The sequence below is a fragment of the Pseudomonas fluorescens genome, from assembly GCF_003732425.1.
Classification (GTDB): Bacteria; Pseudomonadota; Gammaproteobacteria; order Pseudomonadales; family Pseudomonadaceae; genus Aquipseudomonas; species Aquipseudomonas fluorescens_BE.
In genome coordinates this window covers 232,890-252,063 of sequence record NZ_MOBX01000005.1, presented here as the reverse complement: position 1 = coordinate 252,063, position 19,174 = coordinate 232,890, and the positions used below count along the sequence as shown (strand labels likewise).

The following is a 19,174-nucleotide window of genomic DNA, read 5'->3' as shown; positions in this document are numbered from 1 at the left end:
CAAATTCGCGCGAAACGTTTACACGAGGAATACATCATGACGTTACTGGCATCTCCACTGGAATCCATCGAAAGCGCGGTGATCTGGCTGCTGGTGGTCTTTTCCGTCGCCACTTGGGGCCTGGCACTGCTCAAGGCTGTGCAGTTCGGGCGTCTGAAGGCACAGGACCGGCGCTTTCATAAACGCTTCTGGGCGGCGTCGAGTCTCGATTCTGCCGCCGAGTTGAGTGAAACCCAGCCTGGCGCTGCAGCGCGGGTGGCACAGGCCGGTTACGCGGCGATTCAGGTGGGCGAGGCGCCACAGGCCAATGATTTGAGCCAGGCGATCAACCATCAGGATCGACTCGAGCGCGCCCTGCGTCAGCAAATTGTCCGCGAACGGCGTTCGCTGGAAACCGGTCTGGCGGTGGTTGCGAGTATTGGCAGTACGTCGCCGTTCATTGGTTTGTTCGGCACGGTGTGGGGAATCATGGAAGCGTTGAAAGGCATCAGCGCGGCCGGCTCGGCGAGCCTGGAAACGGTGGCCGGGCCAATCGGTGCGGCCCTGGTCGCCACGGGTGTGGGGATCGCCGTCGCGGTGCCGGCGGTGCTGGTTTACAACTACTTTTTGCGTCGGTTGAAACTGACCGCGGCGGATCTGGATGACTTCGCCCACGACTTTTACAGCCTGGCGCAGAAGAGCGCGTTTCGCGTGTTGATTCACCCGACCGCGCACAAGGTCGCAGTGCCGGGCAACGCGGCAAAAGTGAAGGAGGCATCCTGATATGGCCTTCTCCACGCAGGACAGTGATGAGGTACTCAGCGAGATCAACGTGACCCCGCTGGTGGACGTGATGCTTGTGCTGCTGGTGGTGTTTATCGTCACCGCGCCGCTGCTGACCAACGCGATCCCGATCAACCTGCCGAAGACCGAAGCGGTGGCGCCGGTCGAGCAGAAGGACCCGCTGGTGGTGAGCATCGATGGCGCCGGCAAGCTGTTTATCAACAAGGACGAGATTCAGCCGGACTTGTTGGAATTCAACCTCAAGTCGGCCAAGGCCAAGAACCCGGAAGTGCGCGTGCAGTTGCAGGCCGATGACGGGGTGAACTACGGCGAAGTGGCGCGCGCCATGGCTTCGATTGAGCGGGCGGGGATTACCAGGTTGTCGGTGATTACCGCGCGCTGACAGATACAACGTTTTTCCGGGGCCGTCTCCTTGGCAGGGTGCGGCCCTTTTTTTATCCGTTTTTTGCCCACGACACTCTCCAGTGTGGGTGCGAGCCTGCTCGCGAAGGCGCCATTCGCCACAACATCAACGCCGACTGATGCACCGTATTCGCGAGCTGGCTCGCTCCCACAGGCTTCGCGCCTCATATGCATTATGGGTCTTAATAAATAGCTTCTTATTCCTTAACGAATATAAATCCCCTCCCTATACTCGTTCAGGAACAGACACGACGCAGGAGAGCTCCCCATGCGCAACGAATCAATCCGCTACCTGATTGTGCCGGGCTGGCAAGGATCGCCAGATGATCATTGGCAAAGCCACTGGCAGAACAGCCTGCCGAACAGCGCGCGGGTCGAGCAGGCCGATTGGCTGACGCCGCGTCGTGAAGACTGGGTGGCGGCACTGGCCGAAGCGATCGCTGCTGACAGCACGCCGGTCATCCTTATCGCCCACAGCCTCGGCTGCATTACCGTTGCTCATTGGGCAGCCACGGCGCCGCTGCAATACCTGCGTCAGGTACGCGGCGCCTTGCTCGTCGCGCCAGCGGACGTCGAGCGTCCAGCCTGTGCACCGGCACTGCGCAATTTCGCGCCGATCCCGAAGGATCTGCTGCCGTTCCCGAGCCAGGTCGTCAGCTCCGACAACGACGCCGCCGTGAGTGCGCCGCGAGCGCTTGAGCTGGCACGCAACTGGGGCGCCGAGGCGGGAATTCTCGCCGGTGCCGGACACATCAACGTCAAGTCCGGGCATCAGCGCTGGGAGCAGGGTTTTGCTTACCTCTATCGCCTGCAAAACCGCATGGAACACCACGCCCGCCGCCGCGCCTGATCTTTTTTTCTTTCAACGCCCCCGTCTGCCGGCGGTTTTGGGCGGGAGTCTGCCATGAGTTTCGAAACCTTCGGTCAGCCATTGCTGACCTTTCCCGACGCTGAAAAAAGTCCCCTGAGCATTCGCGCCAAAGCGCTGGTGTTTGTCGACCCGCGCTCGCGTCAGTTGCGCGAAGAGCTCGAGCGACTGGCGCCGCGCTCGACCTCGGTATTGATCCGTGGCGAGACCGGTACGGGTAAAGAACTGCTCGCCCGGCACATCCATCGCGCCAGTGACCGCAGCGGTCTGTTCGTTTCGGTCAATTGCGGGGCGATCAGCCCGACCTACGCTGATGCCGAGCTGTTCGGCTACGCCGCTGGCAGTTACAGCGGCTCGGCCAGCAGTCGTGCAGGCTGGTTCGGTTCGGCCAATGGCGGCACGCTGTACCTCGATGAAATCGGCGACTTGCCGCTGCCGATCCAGATCAAATTGCTGGCGGCGCTGGAGAATCACGAAGTCACCCGTGTCGGTGCGCCTCAGCCAAGCCCCGTGGATGTGCGCCTGGTCGCGGCCACCAGTATTGATCTGGCGCAAGCAGTGGACGCCGGGAAATTCCACGAGCGGCTTTATCACTACCTCAGCGAGGGCCACCTCGAGTTGCCGGCCCTGCGCGCACGCACCGGCGATATCCTGTCGCTGGCCGAGTACTTCTTAGGCATCTACAGCCAGCGTCTGGATCTGCCCGTGCCGCTGATCAGCGAAGCGGCGCAGCACGTGCTCGAACAACACAGTTGGCCGGGCAACACCCGTGAGCTGGAAAACGTCATTCATTTCGCGTTGCTGGTGAGCACGGGCGACGAGATTCTGCCGGAGCACCTGAATCTGCCCGAGGTGTCTGGGCCGCAGCTTCAGATCGAACGGCTGGTTGCACAAATCAACATCGGCGGCAGCGTCGATGAGCGTAAGGCATTGAAAGATTTGCTGATTCGGTTGAGTGAGGGCTTGTAACCGTTTTGTTCAACATGAACAAAATGGAATATGAAGCTGAATAAACGTTATTGTCCGGGAATAAAAAATCCCGGTATTGTCCGCTTCACGCCAGCGATATCACTTCACTGGCACACGTATTAGATGCCGTCGTCGATGACGACCGTGATTTTCGATAAGGACACTGCATGAAAAAGGTTCTGTTGTTTACCGCATTGGCGGCTGCTCTGACTGCTTCCCTGGCCAACGCTGGTGAAAAACTGGTGGTTGCCGCGACGCCGGTACCCCACGCTGAAATTCTCGAGCTGATCAAACCGACCCTGGCCAAAGAAGGCGTGGATCTGGAAATCAAAGTCTTCACCGACTACGTTCAGCCGAACGTACAAGTGGGCGAGAAGCGTCTGGACGCCAACTACTTCCAGACCCTGCCGTACCTGAACAGCTTCAACCAGGGCAAATACAAGGACGACAAGTCCAAGTACCTGGTGACCGTGCAGGGCGTGCACGTTGAACCGTTCGGGGGCTACTCGAGCAAGTACAAGACCCTGGCTGAACTGCCGGATGGCGCCACCATCGCCATCCCGAACGAAGGCAGCAACAGCGGCCGCGCACTGATCCTGCTGCAGAAGGCAGGCCTGATCGAGTTGAAAGACCCGAAAAACGCTCTGGCAACGCCGAAAGACATCGCCAAGAACCCGCACAACTTCAAGTTCAAGGAACTGGAATCGGCTCTGCTGCCACGCGTTCTGAAGGAAGTTGATCTGGACATGATCAACACCAACTACGCGCTGGAAGCCAAGTTGAATCCGCAGAAAGATGCGCTGGTGATCGAAGGTGCTGACTCGCCGTACGTGAACTTCCTGGTGGCCCGTGAGGACAACAAGAACAGCGACGCGATCCAGAAACTGGCCAAAGCCCTGACCAGCCCGGAAGTCAAAGCGTTCATCGAGAAGAAATACAACGGCGCGGTACTGCCGGCGTTCTGATCCGACGCTTGAACCACCCCTTCAACGTGTGAAAACGCCGATGGCCAGTGATGGTCATCGGCGTTTTTGTGTGTGCGTTTTTCGCCGTTCAAATGCCTTTGTGGCGAGGGAGCTTGCTCCCGCTGGAGACCGAAGGACTCCCCATTGCGATGTGTCAGGCATATCGAGTTGACCGAATGACGACTGCTGCGCAGCCGAGCGGGAGCAAGCTCCCTCGCCACAAGATCTACAGCCAGAAGCAGAATATCGCAGCCTGCGTAACTCAGACCACCTGGGCCTTCAATGCCCGGCGCAACGCCATCAACAATTTCACAATCTCCTGCGGATCCAGTCGCTGCGGCACTTTTACGTCCATGTTCTCTTCCTTGTTATGAGGTTGGCCGGGGGAGTCTGGCCAAAAGCTGTTCGTCCTTGGAGGGCCTTCATGAAAAAAAGATCCTTCCTACAGCGCAAAGAAAAATAGCCTTCTTATTCCTTCCCGGCAAACCCACAAGATAGTTTTTTGGGTGATATAAATATGCTTTAACGGTATTTAAATTCTGGCTTTTATATCTATAAGGTCACTTCCTGCCGGACAGTTATCCGCTGCCCATGGACTGCATCACCGTCGCTTACCGAGCGGCGTCAAGGAAGCTTCATGACCTTCGATTACGCGTACCCTGCCGGCGTTTCTCAAAGCAGTGGGCGTGACGCTGCAGGTCGGTTTGATTGCCATTGGCACCTCGTTGCTGGTGGCGCTGCTCAACGCGACGATTCTGGTGTTCTTCAGCTGGGCCAAGCAGAACCCGGGCTATCGCGTGCTGGATGAAAAACTCGGTGCAGAAGCACCGATCGCGCCGGCGGTGAAGAAGGGCAATATCGAGCTGCGTGACTGGGTGAATACCGAGCTGACGAAACTGGGGGAGGAGAAATATCTGCTCAAGCTGTACGACCAATATGTGCGGAAGGAACTGAGCGATGACACCCAGCCTGAGAGCGTGATTGTCGAGGGTGGCAAGTGGCAGGGGTAATTACCTTGATTCAGCGGTGACCCTTGAATCGCTTTCGCGAGCAGGCTCGCTCCCACAGTTGTACGCGATCTAATGTGGGAGCGAGCCTGCTCGCGAATCTGTGTTGCGCCGCTCAATCCGGCCAGTTCCAAGCCGGCTCATCCAGCACTCGCTGCCCGACAATCCCGGTCTGCCCGAGCGTTTTTTCCAAGACGATGCAATTGCATTCCGGGTCTTCCTGCAACGCCGAAATCAACCGCCGCGCATGGGACACCACCCACACCTGACACTGCTGCGAAGCGCGAATGATCAGCCGCGCCAACGCCGGCAGCAGATCCGGGTGCAGACTGGTTTCCGGTTCGTTCAGTACCATCAGCGACGGCGGCCGCGGTGTCAGCAGTGCTGCGACCAGCAGCAGATAGCGCAACGTCCCGTCTGACAGCTCCGCCGCCGACAATGGCCGCAGCAAACCTTCCTGATAAAACTCGATGGCAAAGCGTCCGCCGGTCAACGGTTCGATCCGTAGACGTGCCCCGGGGAAGGCGTCGCTGATTGCAGTCTGCAACGCCTCTGGATCGCCGATTTCAATGATGGTCTGCAACGCCGCCGCCAGATCGCGGCCATCGTGATGCAGCACCGGCGTGCGCGTGCCCAGTTGCGGTTGGCGCACCGGTGCATCGGCGTCGCTGCGAAAATGATCGTAGAAGCGCCAGCGACGGATGAACTCGCGCATCTGGAACACTTCCGGCGAGCTGCGCAGACTACCGACCTGATCGAACAGGCTGTCGAAATTCGGCGTGTGTTGCGCCAGCACGTCCCAGCCACGACCTTCGCGGGCACGAATCATCGGACCATTGCGATCGACTAGCAGACTGGCGGGGCGAAACAACGGCCCGGCCCAGATGCATTCGCGTTTGATCTCCGGGTCGAGGGAAAAAAACGAGCGGCTCGGCTCGGGCAAGCCCAAGGCAATCGAATAACTGAAATCGTCACCGGCAAACCCCAGGCGCAAACGCCTCACGCCCTGACGCACCGTCGGCTCGATCGCCACTTCACCGTTGCGCATGCGCCGGCTGATGGTTTCCGGCCCGGCCCAGAAAGTCGAATCCAGCCCACCCTCGCGGGCTAGCGCATTGACCACACCGCCCTGCGCGGTTTCCGCAAGCAGGCGCAAGGCCCGATAGAGGTTGGACTTGCCACTGCCGTTGGGGCCGGTGATCAGGTTCAGCCGGCCCAGAGGGATCACCAGTTTGTTGATCGAACGGTAGTTGGCCACTGCCAGAGTGTTGAGCATGGAATTCCTTCTCCGGATCGCTCCCACGCGGGGCATGGGAACGGTCGCATTGTAGGCGCTGCCGCAGGCTGCGATCTTTTGATCTTGGTCTTTACCAGCAAAAAATCGCAGCCTGCGGCAGCGCCTACAGGGGTAAATTCATCATCGCGCGAGCGAACGTTGAACCCTGTTCTAAGCTCACAGTCGTATCGTCACTTGCACGTTCGTACACAGGAAGGAGTCTGCATGGCGAGTCCCGGTTTGAAAACAGCGGTCATGCTGAGTCTGTTCACCTTGGTGACCGCTTGCGGCGAGAAAAAAGCCCCCGCGGAGTACCTGCCACGGGTTTTTGTGCAAGAGGTCAAGCCCACGGATTATGCGGCTGCAGTGACGCTCACAGGCGACGTGCAGGCGCGCGTGCAGACCGAATTGTCGTTCCGTGTCGGCGGCAAGATCATCCAGCGCATGGTCGATGTCGGCGACCGGGTCACGGCCAAACAGGTGCTGGCCAAACTTGATCCCAAGGATTTGCAGACTAACGTCGATTCGGCTCAGGCCCAAGTCGTCGCCGAGCAGGCGCGGGTCAAACAGACGGCGGCCGCCTTCGTGCGTCAGCAAAAACTCCTGCCCAAGGGTTACACCAGCCAGAGCGAATACGATTCCGCCCAAGCGGCGTTGCGCAGTAGCCAGAGCGCCTTGAGCGCGGCGCAGGCGCAATTGGCCAACGCTAAAGATCAGCTCAGCTACACCGCGCTGATCGCCGATGCGCCGGGCATCATCACTCAGCGTCAGGCCGAGGTGGGTCAAGTCGTGCAGGCCACTGCGCCGATTTTCAGTCTGGCCCGCGATGGCGATCGCGATGCGGTGTTCAACGTGTATGAGTCGTTGCTGGCCGAGCGCCCCACGGATAACAAAATCACCGTCAGCCTGCTCGACAACCCCGAGATCAAAACCACCGGCACCGTGCGTGAAGTGACCCCGGCGGTATCGGCGCAGTCCGGCACCGTGCAAGTCAAAGTCACCCTCGACAAACTGCCGCCGGGCATGCAGCTCGGTTCGGTGGTCAGTGCCACGGCCAAAGGCTCGGGCAAGTCGGCGGTTGAACTGCCGTGGTCGGCGCTGACGAAAAATATCAGCGACCCGGCGGTGTGGATGGTCGACGACAAGGGCGAGGCGCAACTGCATACGGTCACGGTCGGGCGCTACCTGACCGGCAAAGTCATCATTAGCGAAGGCCTCAAGGGTGGTGAGAAAGTCATCGTCGCCGGCGGCCAATTGCTGCACCCGGGGATGAAAGTCGAGATCGCCGAAAACACCTACAAGGATCTGCAACCGGGAGCACAGCCATGAAGCGTCTGTGGCTGTTACCCATGGCTGTGTTGTTGGCCGCCTGCTCGAAGAAAGAGCCGCCGCCCGAACCGGTGCGCCCGGTGCTCTCGGTCAAGGTCGAAGCCTTGAGCGAAGAAAGCCTTGGGCGCTTTGCCGGCAGTATTCAGGCGCGCTACGAGAGCAACACCGGTTTTCGCGTCGGTGGCCGTATCGCCAGCCGTAACGTCGATGTCGGCGCCGAAGTGGAGAAGGGCACGCTGCTCGCGACCCTCGACCCGTCCGATCAGCAAAATCAGTTGCGCTCGGCTCAAGGCGATCTGGCGAAAGTCCAGGCGCAATTGATCAACGCGCAAGCCAACGCGCGCCGTCAGCAGGCGCTGTTCGATCGCGGCGTCGGCGCGCAGGCGCAACTGGACATTGCCACGACCGATCTGAAAACCACCCAGGCCTCGCTCGATCAGGCGCGCGCGGCGGTCAATCAGAGCAAGGATCAGCTCGGCTACACCGAATTGCGCTCCGATCACAAAGCCGTCGTCACCGCGTGGAACGCCGAGGCCGGGCAGGTGGTCACGGCTGGACAGCAAGTGGTGACCCTGGCGCAACCGGACATCAAGGAAGCGGTGATCGATCTGCCGGACACCTTGGTTGATCAGATTCCCGGCGACGTGGTGTTCTCGGTGGCCGCGCAACTCGACCCGAGCATCAACACCACCGCGGTCATCCGCGAGATCGAGCCGCAGGCGCAAAGCGCTACGCGCACGCGACGGGCGCGCCTGACCCTGGCCGACACGCCGGACGGCTTTCGCCTCGGCACGGCGATCAGCGTGACCCTGAGCTCGGCGATCAAGCCACGCATCGAATTGCCTGTCACCGCGCTGCAGGAGGTCGACGGCAAATCACGGATCTGGGTAATCGACACGCAAAACAAAACCGTCAGCCCGCGCGACATCACGGTGATCAGTCGCAGCGACAGCAGCGTGGTGCTGGCGGGCGGCGTGAAGAACGGCGAGCGTGTGGTCAGCGCCGGCGTCAACAGCCTCAAACCCGGACAATCCGTGAAACTTGACGAGGACAGTCAATGAAAGGCTCTTTCAACCTCTCCGAATGGGCCCTCAAGCATCAGTCATTCGTCTGGTACCTGATGTTCGTCGCGTTGCTGATGGGCGTGTTCTCGTACTTCAATCTGGGGCGCGAAGAAGACCCGTCCTTCACCATCAAGACCATGGTGATCCAGACCAAATGGCCGGGCGCGACCCAGGAGGAAACGCTCAAGCAAGTCACCGACCGCATCGAGAAAAAACTCGAAGAGCTCGACTCCCTCGACTACGTGAAAAGTTACACGCGCCCCGGCGAGTCGACGGTCTACGTGTACCTTCGCGACACCACCAGTGCCAAGGACATCCCGCAGATCTGGTACCAGGTGCGCAAGAAGATCGATGACATTCGCGGGCAGTTTCCCCAAGGGATTCAGGGGCCGGGATTCAACGACGAGTTCGGTGACGTGTTCGGTTCGGTGTATGCGTTCACCGCCGATGGCTTGACCATGCGCCAGCTGCGCGATTATGTAGAGCAGGCCCGCGCCGAGATCCGCAATGTGCCGGGGCTGGGCAAGATCGAAATGGTCGGCCAGCAGGACGAAGTGATTTACCTGAACTTCTCCACGCGCAAACTCGCTGCACTGGGCATCGATCAACGTCAGGTTGTGCAGAGCCTGCAATCGCAAAACGCCGTGACCCCGGCGGGTGTGATCGAAGCAGGTCCCGAACGGATTTCCGTGCGCACCTCGGGGCAGTTCGCGTCGGAGAAGGATCTGGCCGAGGTCAACCTCAAGCTCAATGATCGCTTTTATCGTCTGGCCGATATCGCCGACATCAGTCGTGGTTACGTCGACCCGGCCACCCCGGAGTTTCGCTTCGACGGCAAACCGGCGATCGGTCTCGCCATTGCCATGCAGAAGGGCGGCAACGTTCAGGAGTTCGGCAAGGCCCTGCACACACGTATCGATGAACTGACCGCAGACTTGCCGGTGGGCGTCGGCGTGCACACGGTGTCCGATCAGGCCGTGGTCGTGGAAGAGGCGGTTGGCGGCTTTACCAGCGCGTTGTTCGAAGCAGTGATTATCGTACTGGTGGTGAGTTTTATCAGTCTCGGTGTGCGCGCCGGTCTGGTGGTGGCGTGCTCAATTCCGCTGGTGCTGGCGATGGTATTTGTGTTCATGGAATACAGCGGCATCACCATGCAGCGGATTTCCCTCGGCGCCCTGATCATCGCCCTCGGCCTGTTGGTGGATGACGCAATGATCACCGTGGAGATGATGGTCACACGCCTGGAAATGGGCGAGACCCGCGAGCAGGCCGCGACGTTCGCCTACACCTCGACGGCGTTCCCGATGCTCACTGGCACGCTGGTGACCGTCGCGGGTTTCGTGCCCATCGGCCTCAATGCCAGCTCCGCCGGTGAGTACACCTTCACCCTGTTCGCGGTGATCGCGGTGGCGATGCTGGTGTCGTGGGTGGTGGCGGTGTTCTTCGCCCCGGTGATTGGCGTGCACATTCTCAGTGCCAACGTAAAACCCCATGAGGCCGAGCCGGGCCGGATCGGTCGCGCGTTCAATGGCGGTCTGTTATGGGCCATGCGCAACCGCTGGTGGGCGATCGGCATTACCGTGCTGTTGTTCGTGCTGGCGGTGTTTTGCATGCGCTTTGTGCAAAACCAGTTCTTCCCGTCCTCGGACCGTCCGGAAATTCTGGTCGACCTGAACCTGCCGCAAAACGCCTCCATCGATGAAACCCGCAAAGCGGTCGACAAACTCGAAGCGACGCTCAAGGGCGATCCGGACATCGTGCGCTGGAGCACCTACATCGGTCAGGGCGCGATCCGTTTCTACCTGCCTCTCGACCAGCAATTGCAGAACCCGTACTACGCGCAACTGGTGATCGTCAGCAAGGATTTCGAGGCCCGTGAGGCGTTGAGCCAACGCCTGCGCGAGCGCTTGCACAAAGACTTCGTCGGCATCGGCAGTTACGTGCAGGCGCTGGAAATGGGCCCGCCGGTGGGGCGTCCGATCCAGTACCGGATCAGTGGCAAGGACATCGACCAGGTGCGCAAGCACGCCATCGATCTGGCCACCGAACTGGACAAGAACTCGCACATCGGCGAGATCATTTACGACTGGAACGAGCCGGGCAAAGTCCTGCGTATCGACATCGCCCAGGACAAGGCACGCCAGCTCGGGCTGTCGTCCGAAGACGTGGCGAAGCTGATGAACAGCATCGTCAGCGGCTCGCCGTTGACTCAGGTCGATGACGATATCTACCTGATCAATGTGGTCGGGCGCGCGGTGGATTCCGAACGCGGCACACCGGAAACCCTGCAAAACCTGCAGATCGTCACACCGGGCGGCACGTCGATTCCGCTATTGGCGTTCGCCACCGTGCGTTATGAACTGGAGCAGCCGCTGGTGTGGCGTCGCGACCGCTTGCCGACCATCACCATCAAGGCCTCGGTGCGCGACGAGATCCAGCCGACCGACCTGGTGAGACTGCTCAAGCCGTCGATTGATGCCTTCGCTGACAAACTGCCGGTTGGCTACAAAGTCGCCACCGGCGGTACGGTAGAGGAAAGCGGCAAGGCCCAGGGGCCGATCGCCAAGGTCTTGCCGTTGATGCTGTTTTTGATGGCGACCTTCCTGATGATCCAGTTGCACAGTGTGCAGAAGATGTTCCTCGTCGCGAGTGTCGCGCCGCTGGGGCTGATCGGTGTGGTGCTGGCGCTGGTGCCGACTGGCACGCCAATGGGCTTCGTGGCGATCCTCGGCATTCTGGCGCTGATCGGCATCATCATCCGGAACTCGGTGATTCTGGTGACACAGATCGATGAGTTCGAGCGCAAAGGCTATGCGCCATGGGATGCGGTGGTGGAAGCGACCGAACACCGGCGCCGGCCGATCCTGCTGACCGCTGCAGCGGCGAGCATGGGCATGATCCCGATCGCCCGGGAAGTGTTCTGGGGGCCGATGGCCTACGCGATGATCGGCGGGATTGTGGTGGCGACCTTGCTGACGCTGTTGTTCCTGCCGGCGCTGTATGTGGCCTGGTACAAGATTCGCGAGCCGAGGAAGGACGCTTCGCCATCAACCCACTGAGGGGGCTTGTTACACCTTTGGGAACGGTCTGACTTACAACCGTGATGGATTGCGTTACCGTCCTTCCTCCATATGGAGGAGGGGCACCTGATGTCGACGGTCACTTGCTGGCTGCGCCAACTGCTGTTGATGGCCGGCCTGTGCCTGTCACCCTCATCGCTGGCCGAAACGCTGCTGGAAAACCCGCTGTGGCGCGTACAGCTCGACCCCGCAACCCTCGCCGTCCGAGTCACCCCGGCCAACAGCGCGACTGTGCAAGCATCGGCGGGTGTTGCCGCGCACAGGGTCAGCAACCTGGTGCAACGCGACAATCGCGTCGACTGGCAGTGGGACGATGGCGCCTGGTCACTCAGCGTTGATCTCGATCAACGCGACCTGAGCTTCTCGATCACCGCACGCGGCCCGGCTGAACTTGAGTTCTTGCGCCAACCCGGCAATGCCATGGGCAAGGGCCTGATCTGGCCATTGGCCGAGGGGCATTATGTGCCGCGCGGCGATCCGGTGTGGCAGGCGTTCCTGGTGAGTCTAGGGATGCTCAATACCACCCAGGACATGAGTCTGCCGATCTGGGGCGTCGAGCATGAAGGATTCAGCCTCAGCTGGTTGCTGACCAACCCCTACAACAATCAACTGCTGTTCAGCGCTGAAGGCGACACGCTCGCGTTGTCGGTGCGGCATCAATTCACGGCACTCAAACCGTCGACAGCGTTGACGTTCAGCCTGTTTCTGGGCGCCGCCGAGCCGCTGGCCGGCGCCAAGCGCTACCGACAATGGCTGATCGACACCGGCCGTCACGAAAGCCTGAGCAGCAAGCTTGAGAAAACGCCGTCGTCGCGAAAACTGTTGGGCGCCAGTCATGTTTACCTGTGGGGAAACGATCTGCTCGGGCAAAAGGATGTGCGTAACTGGCCGGCGTTGCTTGGCAAGTTGCGCGGCCAGACCGAGCTTGCCGGCGCATTGCGCGGCGGGATGGATCGTGAAGCCTTGCAGCTGCTCGCCACCCAAACGGTGCTCAATCGTTATCAGCAAAGCATGCTGCTGCGCAGCCTCAATCGAGCGCTGAACACTCAGGCGCGCAAAACCTGGCAAGCCCGCGCGGTGCCGGACATGCAGGTTCTGGTCGAAGGTTACGCGGTCCTGCGCAGGCAACTGGCCGGTGAGTTCGCCGGAGCCTTGACAGCTCATCCTGAGCAATGGGGCAGCACCTTGTCTCTGGATACGATTGAGCAACTGCAAGACGCCGGGCTGTCACGCCTGTGGCTGGGTCTTGGCGAGGGCTGGGAGGGCGGGCTCTGGCATCCCGAGGCGGTTCGCGCGGGTGTGCAGGCGGGGTATCTGCTCGCGCCGTATGATTCTTACGAGACGGCGCTGAGTCGGGATGAGAACCCGGACTGGACCACTGCCCATCTGGGTGACACGGCTTACCGCGAGTGCGCCATCGTGCTGGAGAATCGCACGATGAAAAGCGGCTTTCAGCAATCGGGTCATTACACCGACCCGCGTTGCGTGCGCCCTTTGCTGGAGAAACGAGTCAAAGCGGTCAGCGTCGCCGCCGGTTTCAACAGTTGGTTTCTCGATGCTTACGCCACTGGCATGTTGTTCGACAGCTACCGAGCGGAGGCCTCCATGACGCAGGCGCAGAACGCCGAGGGCAACGTCGCGGCCTCGCGCTGGATCAACGAAGCGCTGCAACTGCCCAGCGGTTCCGAGGACGGCAATGCGACGACGGCTCAAGGCGTGCTGTTCGCGCATGGCATGCAGACTCCGGTGATCGGTTGGGGGGATGCGGACATGAGCAAAAACCCTGACTCCGAATATTTTGTCGGCAGCTGGTTTCCACTGGAGCAACCGGCCGTATTTTTCAAATCTGTGCCAATAAAGGAATCGCTGCGGCGCATCCATTTTGACCCGGCCAGCCGTTTGCCGCTGTACCAGGCGGTGTTCCATGGTTCGCTCATCACCAGCCATCACTGGCTGTTCGACAGTCTGAAACCCAGCAACGCAAGGGTGGAAAACGAGCTTGCGCAATTGCTCTACAACGTACCGCCGCTGTATCACCTGAGTGCGACAACGCTGGCGCAGCGGCTGCCGGTGATTGCCCGGCAGGATGCATTTTTCCGTCCATTGCATGAGCGCCTGGCGACTCAGGCACTCACCGGTTTTCAATGGCTGAGCGAAGATCGGTACGTACAGCAGACATCATTTGAAGACGGCACTCGGCTGCTGGCCAACTTCAATACAGCCCCGCGTGAAGTGGACGGCCGGACCCTGCCCGGCGAGAGCATTACGGTGCTGCTGCCGGAAGGTACCGTCAGCCACTACCGGGTGCAGCTGGCTCCCTGACTCAGCCCTTGCGCCAGACGCTGGCCAGCCACGGCTGCTGCTCGCGTGGCAGGCCTGCCGGGCGGAAGTAATGTTCCAGTTCGACGAATCCGGCGCGGGTGAGCAGCCCGCGCCATGCCTCCAGATCGTGATACGAACCATAGCGCGGCCCGTTCCAGCCCTCGCGGTTATCCCCGCGCGGGTTGGAACTGAACAACACGCCACCCGGTTTCAACGTGCCGTGCAATTGTTTCAACACTCGCGGCAACTCTTGCAACGGCACATGGAACAACACCGCATTGGCGAAAATCCCGTCGAAACGCTCAGCCGGTAGATCCAGCTTGAGAAAGTCCTGTTGCAGCACCTCGCAACCGCTGTCCTCACGTGCCATTCGCGCAAATGCTTGCGAGCCGTCGAGGCCGACGGCGATGTGGCCCATGCGCGTAAACGTTTGCAAATCCCGCCCGGGACCGCAGCCGAAATCCAGAATCGTAAATGGCGCCATACCTTGAATATGGCGCAACAACGCCTCGATGTTCTGGCTGACATCGTGATCGCGGGTGCCTTCGCGGAAGTCTTCGGCCACCGCGTTGTAGTGGCTGAGGGTGGTGGCGGTGATCTGTTCGAGGTCGGTAGGGGTCTGTTTCATGGTCGGCTGCCCGGGTCATCGGAATCTGGCAAATATACGCCACCGCGCAGCGCTGCTGTGTCGCCTATCGTGCGCAAGGTGAGCCAGCATGGAAAAGCGTTCCGTGTGCAATACATATGTACCGCACCTGCTCATCAACATGGCATTGAAATAACGCCCCCGCGCGGTAGACGGCTTTCACGCTCTTTGCCGCGTTTTTTCAGGAATGACTTCAATAAAAGGAAATGTCCATGGTCGTTATTCGCAAACCCGGCACTCATTCGTCGTCGGCTGGTTCCCCAACAGCAACCGGTTCGCCTTCTGTGCGACGCAGCGGCAGCTTTGCCGACGGCCCGGCAGCCAAGGCTCCACGCCATTCAATCAACGGCGAAGCAGAGTCCATGACCGCGCCAGACACGGCAACGCTGCAGTCGAATTCCCCGATTACGATCACCCCGGTGCTGGCTCCGATCAAACCACTTAACAGCGATGTCCGGTCACTGGACCGTTATGTATTGATGACCCTGGCCGCTGCCCCCGAGGTCGACGGCCAGGGCTTCTGGGCACACAAGGGCAATCATTACGTGAACCTGGCTCAAGGGGGCGTGGTGCTGGTTCGCAAGATTCCCGGGACGCACCGGTGCAGGGCACGTCTGGCATCGGAGCTGGCACCGGGGCCGTTTCTTGTTCTGGACCGCGAGACGATGACCTGGAAGCTCGAACCCTCGCTGCCTCTGTCCGACATCGGCAACACCGTTGACTTGTCGGCGCGGGCGAACAGTTCGCAGAATCAACCGCACGATAATGCGCACGACGCGACAGGCGCTCAAGCGGCTGCAGGGCACGACAGGCAGGATGCCGAGAACCCGCTGCCGGCCGCCGTACATGACGGCAAGAACGACCGGTTCGAGACCGCCATGGCAGCGGGTGAGGTAATGGTTGCTCGCGGCCTGATGCAGTTTCCGGCGGAGCAAGCCGCCATCGTGCGCTCGGAGTTACTCGCCGTGGAACGCATTTTTACCGATGCGCACTTTGCAATTCGCGCCAACTACCTTGAGATCAACGGCGTTCTGGCGAGCTATTTTGGCAGTGCCCACGAAGTGATCAAACCCCTACTCATCGACGCTTTGCAACGAGGGCAATCGTTGTCGGCGGAATATCGGGGTGTATGGGGCGAGAACAAGATCAACGGAGTGCAATCCAGTCACCAGCTACGCCAGGGCTGGATGAATCCCGATGATTTTCACGGCCGGATTTTTATCAACCTGTCTCACGTTCTGGAAAATACGCTGCGGCTGCTGTTGGGTCATGAGTTTTTGCATACCACCCGCATCAGCCGCTTCAACAGCATTGGCCCCAGCGCGCGGGATTTCTTCTATCTGGATGCCCGCGCGCAGTCATCTCTGAACCGCCCTGTGCCGGGTCACGACTCCGAGTGGCGCGGCATCTCCGAGGTGATCATGCAGGGAGGACTCACGGTGGATTACCTGAACGCCTTCGGCACCAACCTTCCCTGGTTCATAGCGGGCGTGCGCGAGCATTCAGGTGTCGCAGGGGTTCAAGACATTGATACGGCCCTGATCCTGTTCAACAGCAGTCCAGCCGTGAGGGCACAAATGGCGGCAAGAAACGCCGACAGCATCATTTGCGCCGCCCGTGATCTGCAGCGGTTGCATCAGGCGCACCTGGCGGATGACGAGTGGTTGAAGAGTCTCGTTAACGGTTGAGTTTCATCCCGAACATTTGCTGGCGCTCGCCGCAAGTCAGAAAAAATCGCAGCCTGCGGCAGCTCCTGCAGAATATGCATCATTGCAGGAGCTGCCTACGGTGTTGATCTTTCCTTAGCGTTTGTTAAGGCCCCGAGCCAACCGATCCCCACCCAACTGAATCACCGCCACCAACGCCACCAGCAATACAATCACCGTCAACATGATCTGGCTGTCAAACCGCTGATAGCCGTAGCGATAAGCGATATCGCCCAACCCGCCCGCGCCAATCGCCCCGGCCATGGCCGACGAGTTGATCATCGTCACCAGCGTAATCGTGAATCCCCCAACAATCCCCGGCAGCGCTTCTGGCAACAGCACATGCCAGACGATGTGCCAGCGCCGGCAACCCATCGCCTGCGCGGCTTCGATCAAGCCATGATCGACCTCGCGCAGACTTACCTCGGCGATTCGCGCAAAGAACGGCGTCGCCGCAATGGTCAGCGGCACCACGGCCGCCCACACACCGTAAGTGGTGCCGACAATCAACCGGGTAAACGGAATCAGCGCGACCATCAGAATCAGAAACGGGATGGAACGGAACAGGTTCACGAACGCGCCCAAGGCACGGTTCAACACCGGCGCTTCATAGATCCCGCCCTTGTCGCTGGTGACCAGAATCACCGCCATGGGAATCCCCACCAGCAAGGCGATCAGTGACGAAACACCGACCATCAGGAACGTGTCGATAAAGCCTTGCAGCAAGCGATCAAACCACATAACCCACTACCTCCACGCGTTGCGCCCACGGCGCGGCGCGCTCGCTTAATTGCTCGGCACTGAACGCTGAGCCGCTGACGGCCAACAACAATTGCCCCAGCGCATGCCCCTGAATCCGCTCGACGCCACCCTGCAGCAACTTCACTCGCCCGCCGAGCGCGGCGAACAGCGCCGCCAGATCCGGTTCATCACTGGCGCTGCCGGTGAACTGCAAACGCAACACCACAGCCGCGTCAGCGGAGGGCGGTTGGCCGTGCAAACGGTTCTGCAACTCTTCCGGCAACGCGTGTTGCAGCGGCGCGAGTAATGTCTGGCTGACCTCGTGCTGCGGATTGCCGAACACTTCCCAGACCGGGCCTTGCTCAACCACCCGGCCATGCTCCAGCACGACAACGCGGTCGCAGATCTCGCGGATCACGGCCATCTCATGGGTGATCAAAACGATAGTCAGACCCAGACGCTGGTTGATCTCGCGCAGCAGACCGAGGATCGACTGGGTGGTCTCCGGATCGAGCGCCGAAGTCGCCTCGTCGCAGAGCAAAATATCCGGGTCATGCACCAGTGCGCGGGCGATGCCGACACGCTGCTTCTGCCCGCCGGACAGCTGCGCCGGGTAGGCTTTGTGCTTGGCTTGCAGGCCGACCAGTTCGAGCAGTTCGCGAACCTTTTTTTCGCGTTGTTCTTTCGGCACGCCAGCGACTTTCAGTGGCAGTTCGACGTTCTGCCAAACGGTCTTGGCCGACATCAGATTGAAGTGCTGAAAGATCATGCCGATGCGTCGGCGCAGCGCGACGAGACGATTTTCATCGAACTCGCCAATGTCGACTTGATCGATCAACACCCGCCCTGACGTCGGTTGTTCCAGACGATTGATCGTGCGGATCAGCGATGACTTGCCAGCGCCGCTGCGGCCGATAATGCCGAACACTTCACCGCGCTGGATCGCCAGATCGATGCCCTGCAATGCCGCAACCGGACCTTGCCGGCCGTTGTAGGTTTTGCCCAGGCCGATAAAGCGTACGTGGGCGCGATTCAACTCGGGGTGCAGCTCGGTTTTTTCGGCGTTGTGTGGCTCCGGAATTTCCGGTCGCCGTTGGATCGCGGCCGTCATGCTCAGCTTTCCCAACCGGCTTGATACAGCTTGCCGTGAGCCTTATCCAGTGCAGCGCGAACGGCTGGCGAGTGCTGGTAGATGTCGACGAACTTGATCAGGCGTGGATCGGTTTTGCTCTTCGGCTGAATGACAAACTGAATCACGTATTCCTTGTGATCGAGGCCGTCGAACAGCAATGCGGAACCGGCATCGAAGGTCTTCGCCAGACGGATGTAGGCGGGGTAACCCTGGACTAGATCGGCGTCGTCGTAGGCGCGCACCAATTGCACGGCTTCGACCTGGAGGATTTTGATTTTCTTCGGGTTGGCGACGATGTCGTCTTCGGTGGCTTTGTAGCCAACACCCGGTTTCAGCGTGATCAAACCGGCCTTGGCCAGCAGTTGCAAACCACGACCGCTGTTGATCGGGTCGTTGGCGATGGCAACGCTGGCGCCTTCGGGCAGCTCATCGAAGCTTTTGTATTTTTTCGAGTAGAGACCGACGTTGTTGATGATCCCCGGGGCGAACGGCACCAGATCAAAACCCGACGCGGCTTTGGCGTTCTCCAGGAACGGGATGTGCTGGAAGTAGTTCACGTCGATGTCGCCGGCGGCGAGGCTGACGTTCGGCGCGATCCAGTCGGTGAACTCCACCAGTTCGACGTTCAGGCCTTGTTTGGAGGCCTCTTCGACGGCGGCTTCCAGCGGGATGGCGAAGGCGGCGGTGGTGCCGATTTTCAACGGAGCATCGGCGGCGAACACGGCCGAGCTGAACAGGCCGAGGGCCAAGGCCAGTGCTTTGACTGGGTGGGACAGGATTTTCTTGGTCATGATGGTTTTTCCAGTCAATTAATTAAGGTCTGTACACATTATTGTGGCGAGGGAGCTTGCTCCCGCTGGGCTGCGAAGCGGCCCCACATCCAG

General features: G+C 60.2%; 15 protein-coding genes and 2 pseudogenes. 12 read left to right on the top strand and 5 right to left on the bottom strand.

Annotated features, from left to right (window positions below):
• Positions 1 to 36: 36 nt before the first annotated feature.
• From BK670_RS09050 to BK670_RS09020, 7 genes and pseudogenes are all read left to right on the top strand, one after another.
• Positions 37 to 762 (top strand): MotA/TolQ/ExbB proton channel family protein, encoded by a 726-nt coding sequence (locus BK670_RS09050; protein ID WP_123449492.1) that lies wholly within the window; start codon positions 37 to 39, stop codon positions 760 to 762.
• A 1-nt stretch (position 763) separates the two neighbouring features.
• Positions 764 to 1,165 (top strand): ExbD/TolR family protein, encoded by a 402-nt coding sequence (locus tag BK670_RS09045; protein ID WP_123449491.1) that lies wholly within the window; start codon positions 764 to 766, stop codon positions 1,163 to 1,165.
• A gap of 288 nt (positions 1,166 to 1,453) precedes the next feature.
• Positions 1,454 to 2,035, top strand: coding sequence for an alpha/beta hydrolase (locus BK670_RS09035; protein WP_123449490.1), 582 nt, complete (start codon positions 1,454 to 1,456; stop codon positions 2,033 to 2,035).
• Positions 2,036 to 2,089: 54 nt separating this feature from the next.
• Positions 2,090 to 3,022 carry a sigma 54-interacting transcriptional regulator gene (locus tag BK670_RS09030; protein WP_123449489.1) on the top strand — a complete coding sequence of 311 codons (933 nt, stop codon included), beginning with the start codon at positions 2,090 to 2,092 and terminating at the stop codon, positions 3,020 to 3,022.
• A 167-nt stretch (positions 3,023 to 3,189) separates the two neighbouring features.
• On the top strand, positions 3,190 to 3,987 hold the full coding sequence (locus BK670_RS09025; protein ID WP_007918708.1) for a MetQ/NlpA family ABC transporter substrate-binding protein: 798 nt from the start codon (positions 3,190 to 3,192) through the stop codon (positions 3,985 to 3,987).
• A gap of 647 nt (positions 3,988 to 4,634) precedes the next feature.
• Positions 4,635 to 4,751, top strand: a pseudogene (locus BK670_RS29725) (amino acid ABC transporter permease); the annotation flags it as partial.
• Positions 4,743 to 4,997: pseudogene (locus BK670_RS09020) on the top strand (glutamine ABC transporter substrate-binding protein); the annotation flags it as partial. The pseudogenes BK670_RS29725 and BK670_RS09020, both read left to right, overlap by 9 nt.
• 112 nt (positions 4,998 to 5,109) lie before the next feature.
• Here BK670_RS09020 and BK670_RS09015 read toward each other — a convergent pair.
• The gene (locus tag BK670_RS09015) at positions 5,110 to 6,270 is read right to left on the bottom strand and encodes an AAA family ATPase (protein ID WP_123449488.1); all 1,161 of its coding nucleotides are present in this window, start codon (positions 6,268 to 6,270) and stop codon (positions 5,110 to 5,112) included.
• Between the two features lie 225 nt (positions 6,271 to 6,495).
• Here BK670_RS09015 and BK670_RS09010 point away from each other — a divergent pair, with 225 nt between their 5' ends.
• From BK670_RS09010 to BK670_RS08995, 4 genes are all read left to right on the top strand, one after another.
• Entirely contained in the window at positions 6,496 to 7,599 is a 1,104-nt protein-coding gene (locus tag BK670_RS09010) for an efflux RND transporter periplasmic adaptor subunit (RefSeq protein ID WP_123449487.1), read from the top strand.
• Positions 7,596 to 8,660: an efflux RND transporter periplasmic adaptor subunit gene (locus tag BK670_RS09005; protein WP_123449486.1), complete on the top strand. Its 1,065-nt coding sequence runs from the start codon at positions 7,596 to 7,598 to the stop codon at positions 8,658 to 8,660. The genes BK670_RS09010 and BK670_RS09005 overlap by 4 nt, the downstream gene beginning before the upstream one ends.
• Positions 8,657 to 11,722 carry an efflux RND transporter permease subunit gene (locus tag BK670_RS09000; protein ID WP_123449485.1) on the top strand — a complete coding sequence of 1,022 codons (3,066 nt, stop codon included), beginning with the start codon at positions 8,657 to 8,659 and terminating at the stop codon, positions 11,720 to 11,722. The genes BK670_RS09005 and BK670_RS09000 overlap by 4 nt, the downstream gene beginning before the upstream one ends.
• A 90-nt stretch (positions 11,723 to 11,812) precedes the next feature.
• Entirely contained in the window at positions 11,813 to 14,065 is a 2,253-nt protein-coding gene (locus BK670_RS08995) for a glycoside hydrolase (protein WP_123449484.1), read from the top strand.
• Between the two features lies 1 nt (position 14,066).
• On the opposite strand, the gene BK670_RS08990 is transcribed toward BK670_RS08995, so the two are convergent.
• The gene (locus tag BK670_RS08990) at positions 14,067 to 14,693 is read right to left on the bottom strand and encodes a class I SAM-dependent methyltransferase (RefSeq protein WP_123449483.1); all 627 of its coding nucleotides are present in this window, start codon (positions 14,691 to 14,693) and stop codon (positions 14,067 to 14,069) included.
• A 230-nt stretch (positions 14,694 to 14,923) separates the two neighbouring features.
• Here BK670_RS08990 and BK670_RS08985 point away from each other — a divergent pair, with 230 nt between their 5' ends.
• Positions 14,924 to 16,399: a hypothetical protein gene (locus BK670_RS08985; protein ID WP_123449482.1), complete on the top strand. Its 1,476-nt coding sequence runs from the start codon at positions 14,924 to 14,926 to the stop codon at positions 16,397 to 16,399.
• A gap of 114 nt (positions 16,400 to 16,513) precedes the next feature.
• On the opposite strand, the gene BK670_RS08980 is transcribed toward BK670_RS08985, so the two are convergent.
• Genes BK670_RS08980 through BK670_RS08970 form a run of 3 tightly spaced genes read right to left on the bottom strand, consistent with a single transcriptional unit; the run spans position 16,514 to position 19,081 of the window.
• The gene (locus BK670_RS08980) at positions 16,514 to 17,158 is read right to left on the bottom strand and encodes a methionine ABC transporter permease (protein ID WP_034151854.1); all 645 of its coding nucleotides are present in this window, start codon (positions 17,156 to 17,158) and stop codon (positions 16,514 to 16,516) included.
• Positions 17,148 to 18,269, bottom strand: a complete 1,122-nt coding sequence (locus tag BK670_RS08975) for a methionine ABC transporter ATP-binding protein (RefSeq protein ID WP_123449481.1) — start codon at positions 18,267 to 18,269, stop codon at positions 17,148 to 17,150. Before BK670_RS08975 ends, BK670_RS08980 begins: the two co-directional genes overlap by 11 nt.
• A gap of 2 nt (positions 18,270 to 18,271) precedes the next feature.
• The gene (locus BK670_RS08970; protein WP_123449480.1) at positions 18,272 to 19,081 is read right to left on the bottom strand and encodes a MetQ/NlpA family ABC transporter substrate-binding protein; all 810 of its coding nucleotides are present in this window, start codon (positions 19,079 to 19,081) and stop codon (positions 18,272 to 18,274) included.
• Positions 19,082 to 19,174: the final 93 nt, after the last annotated feature.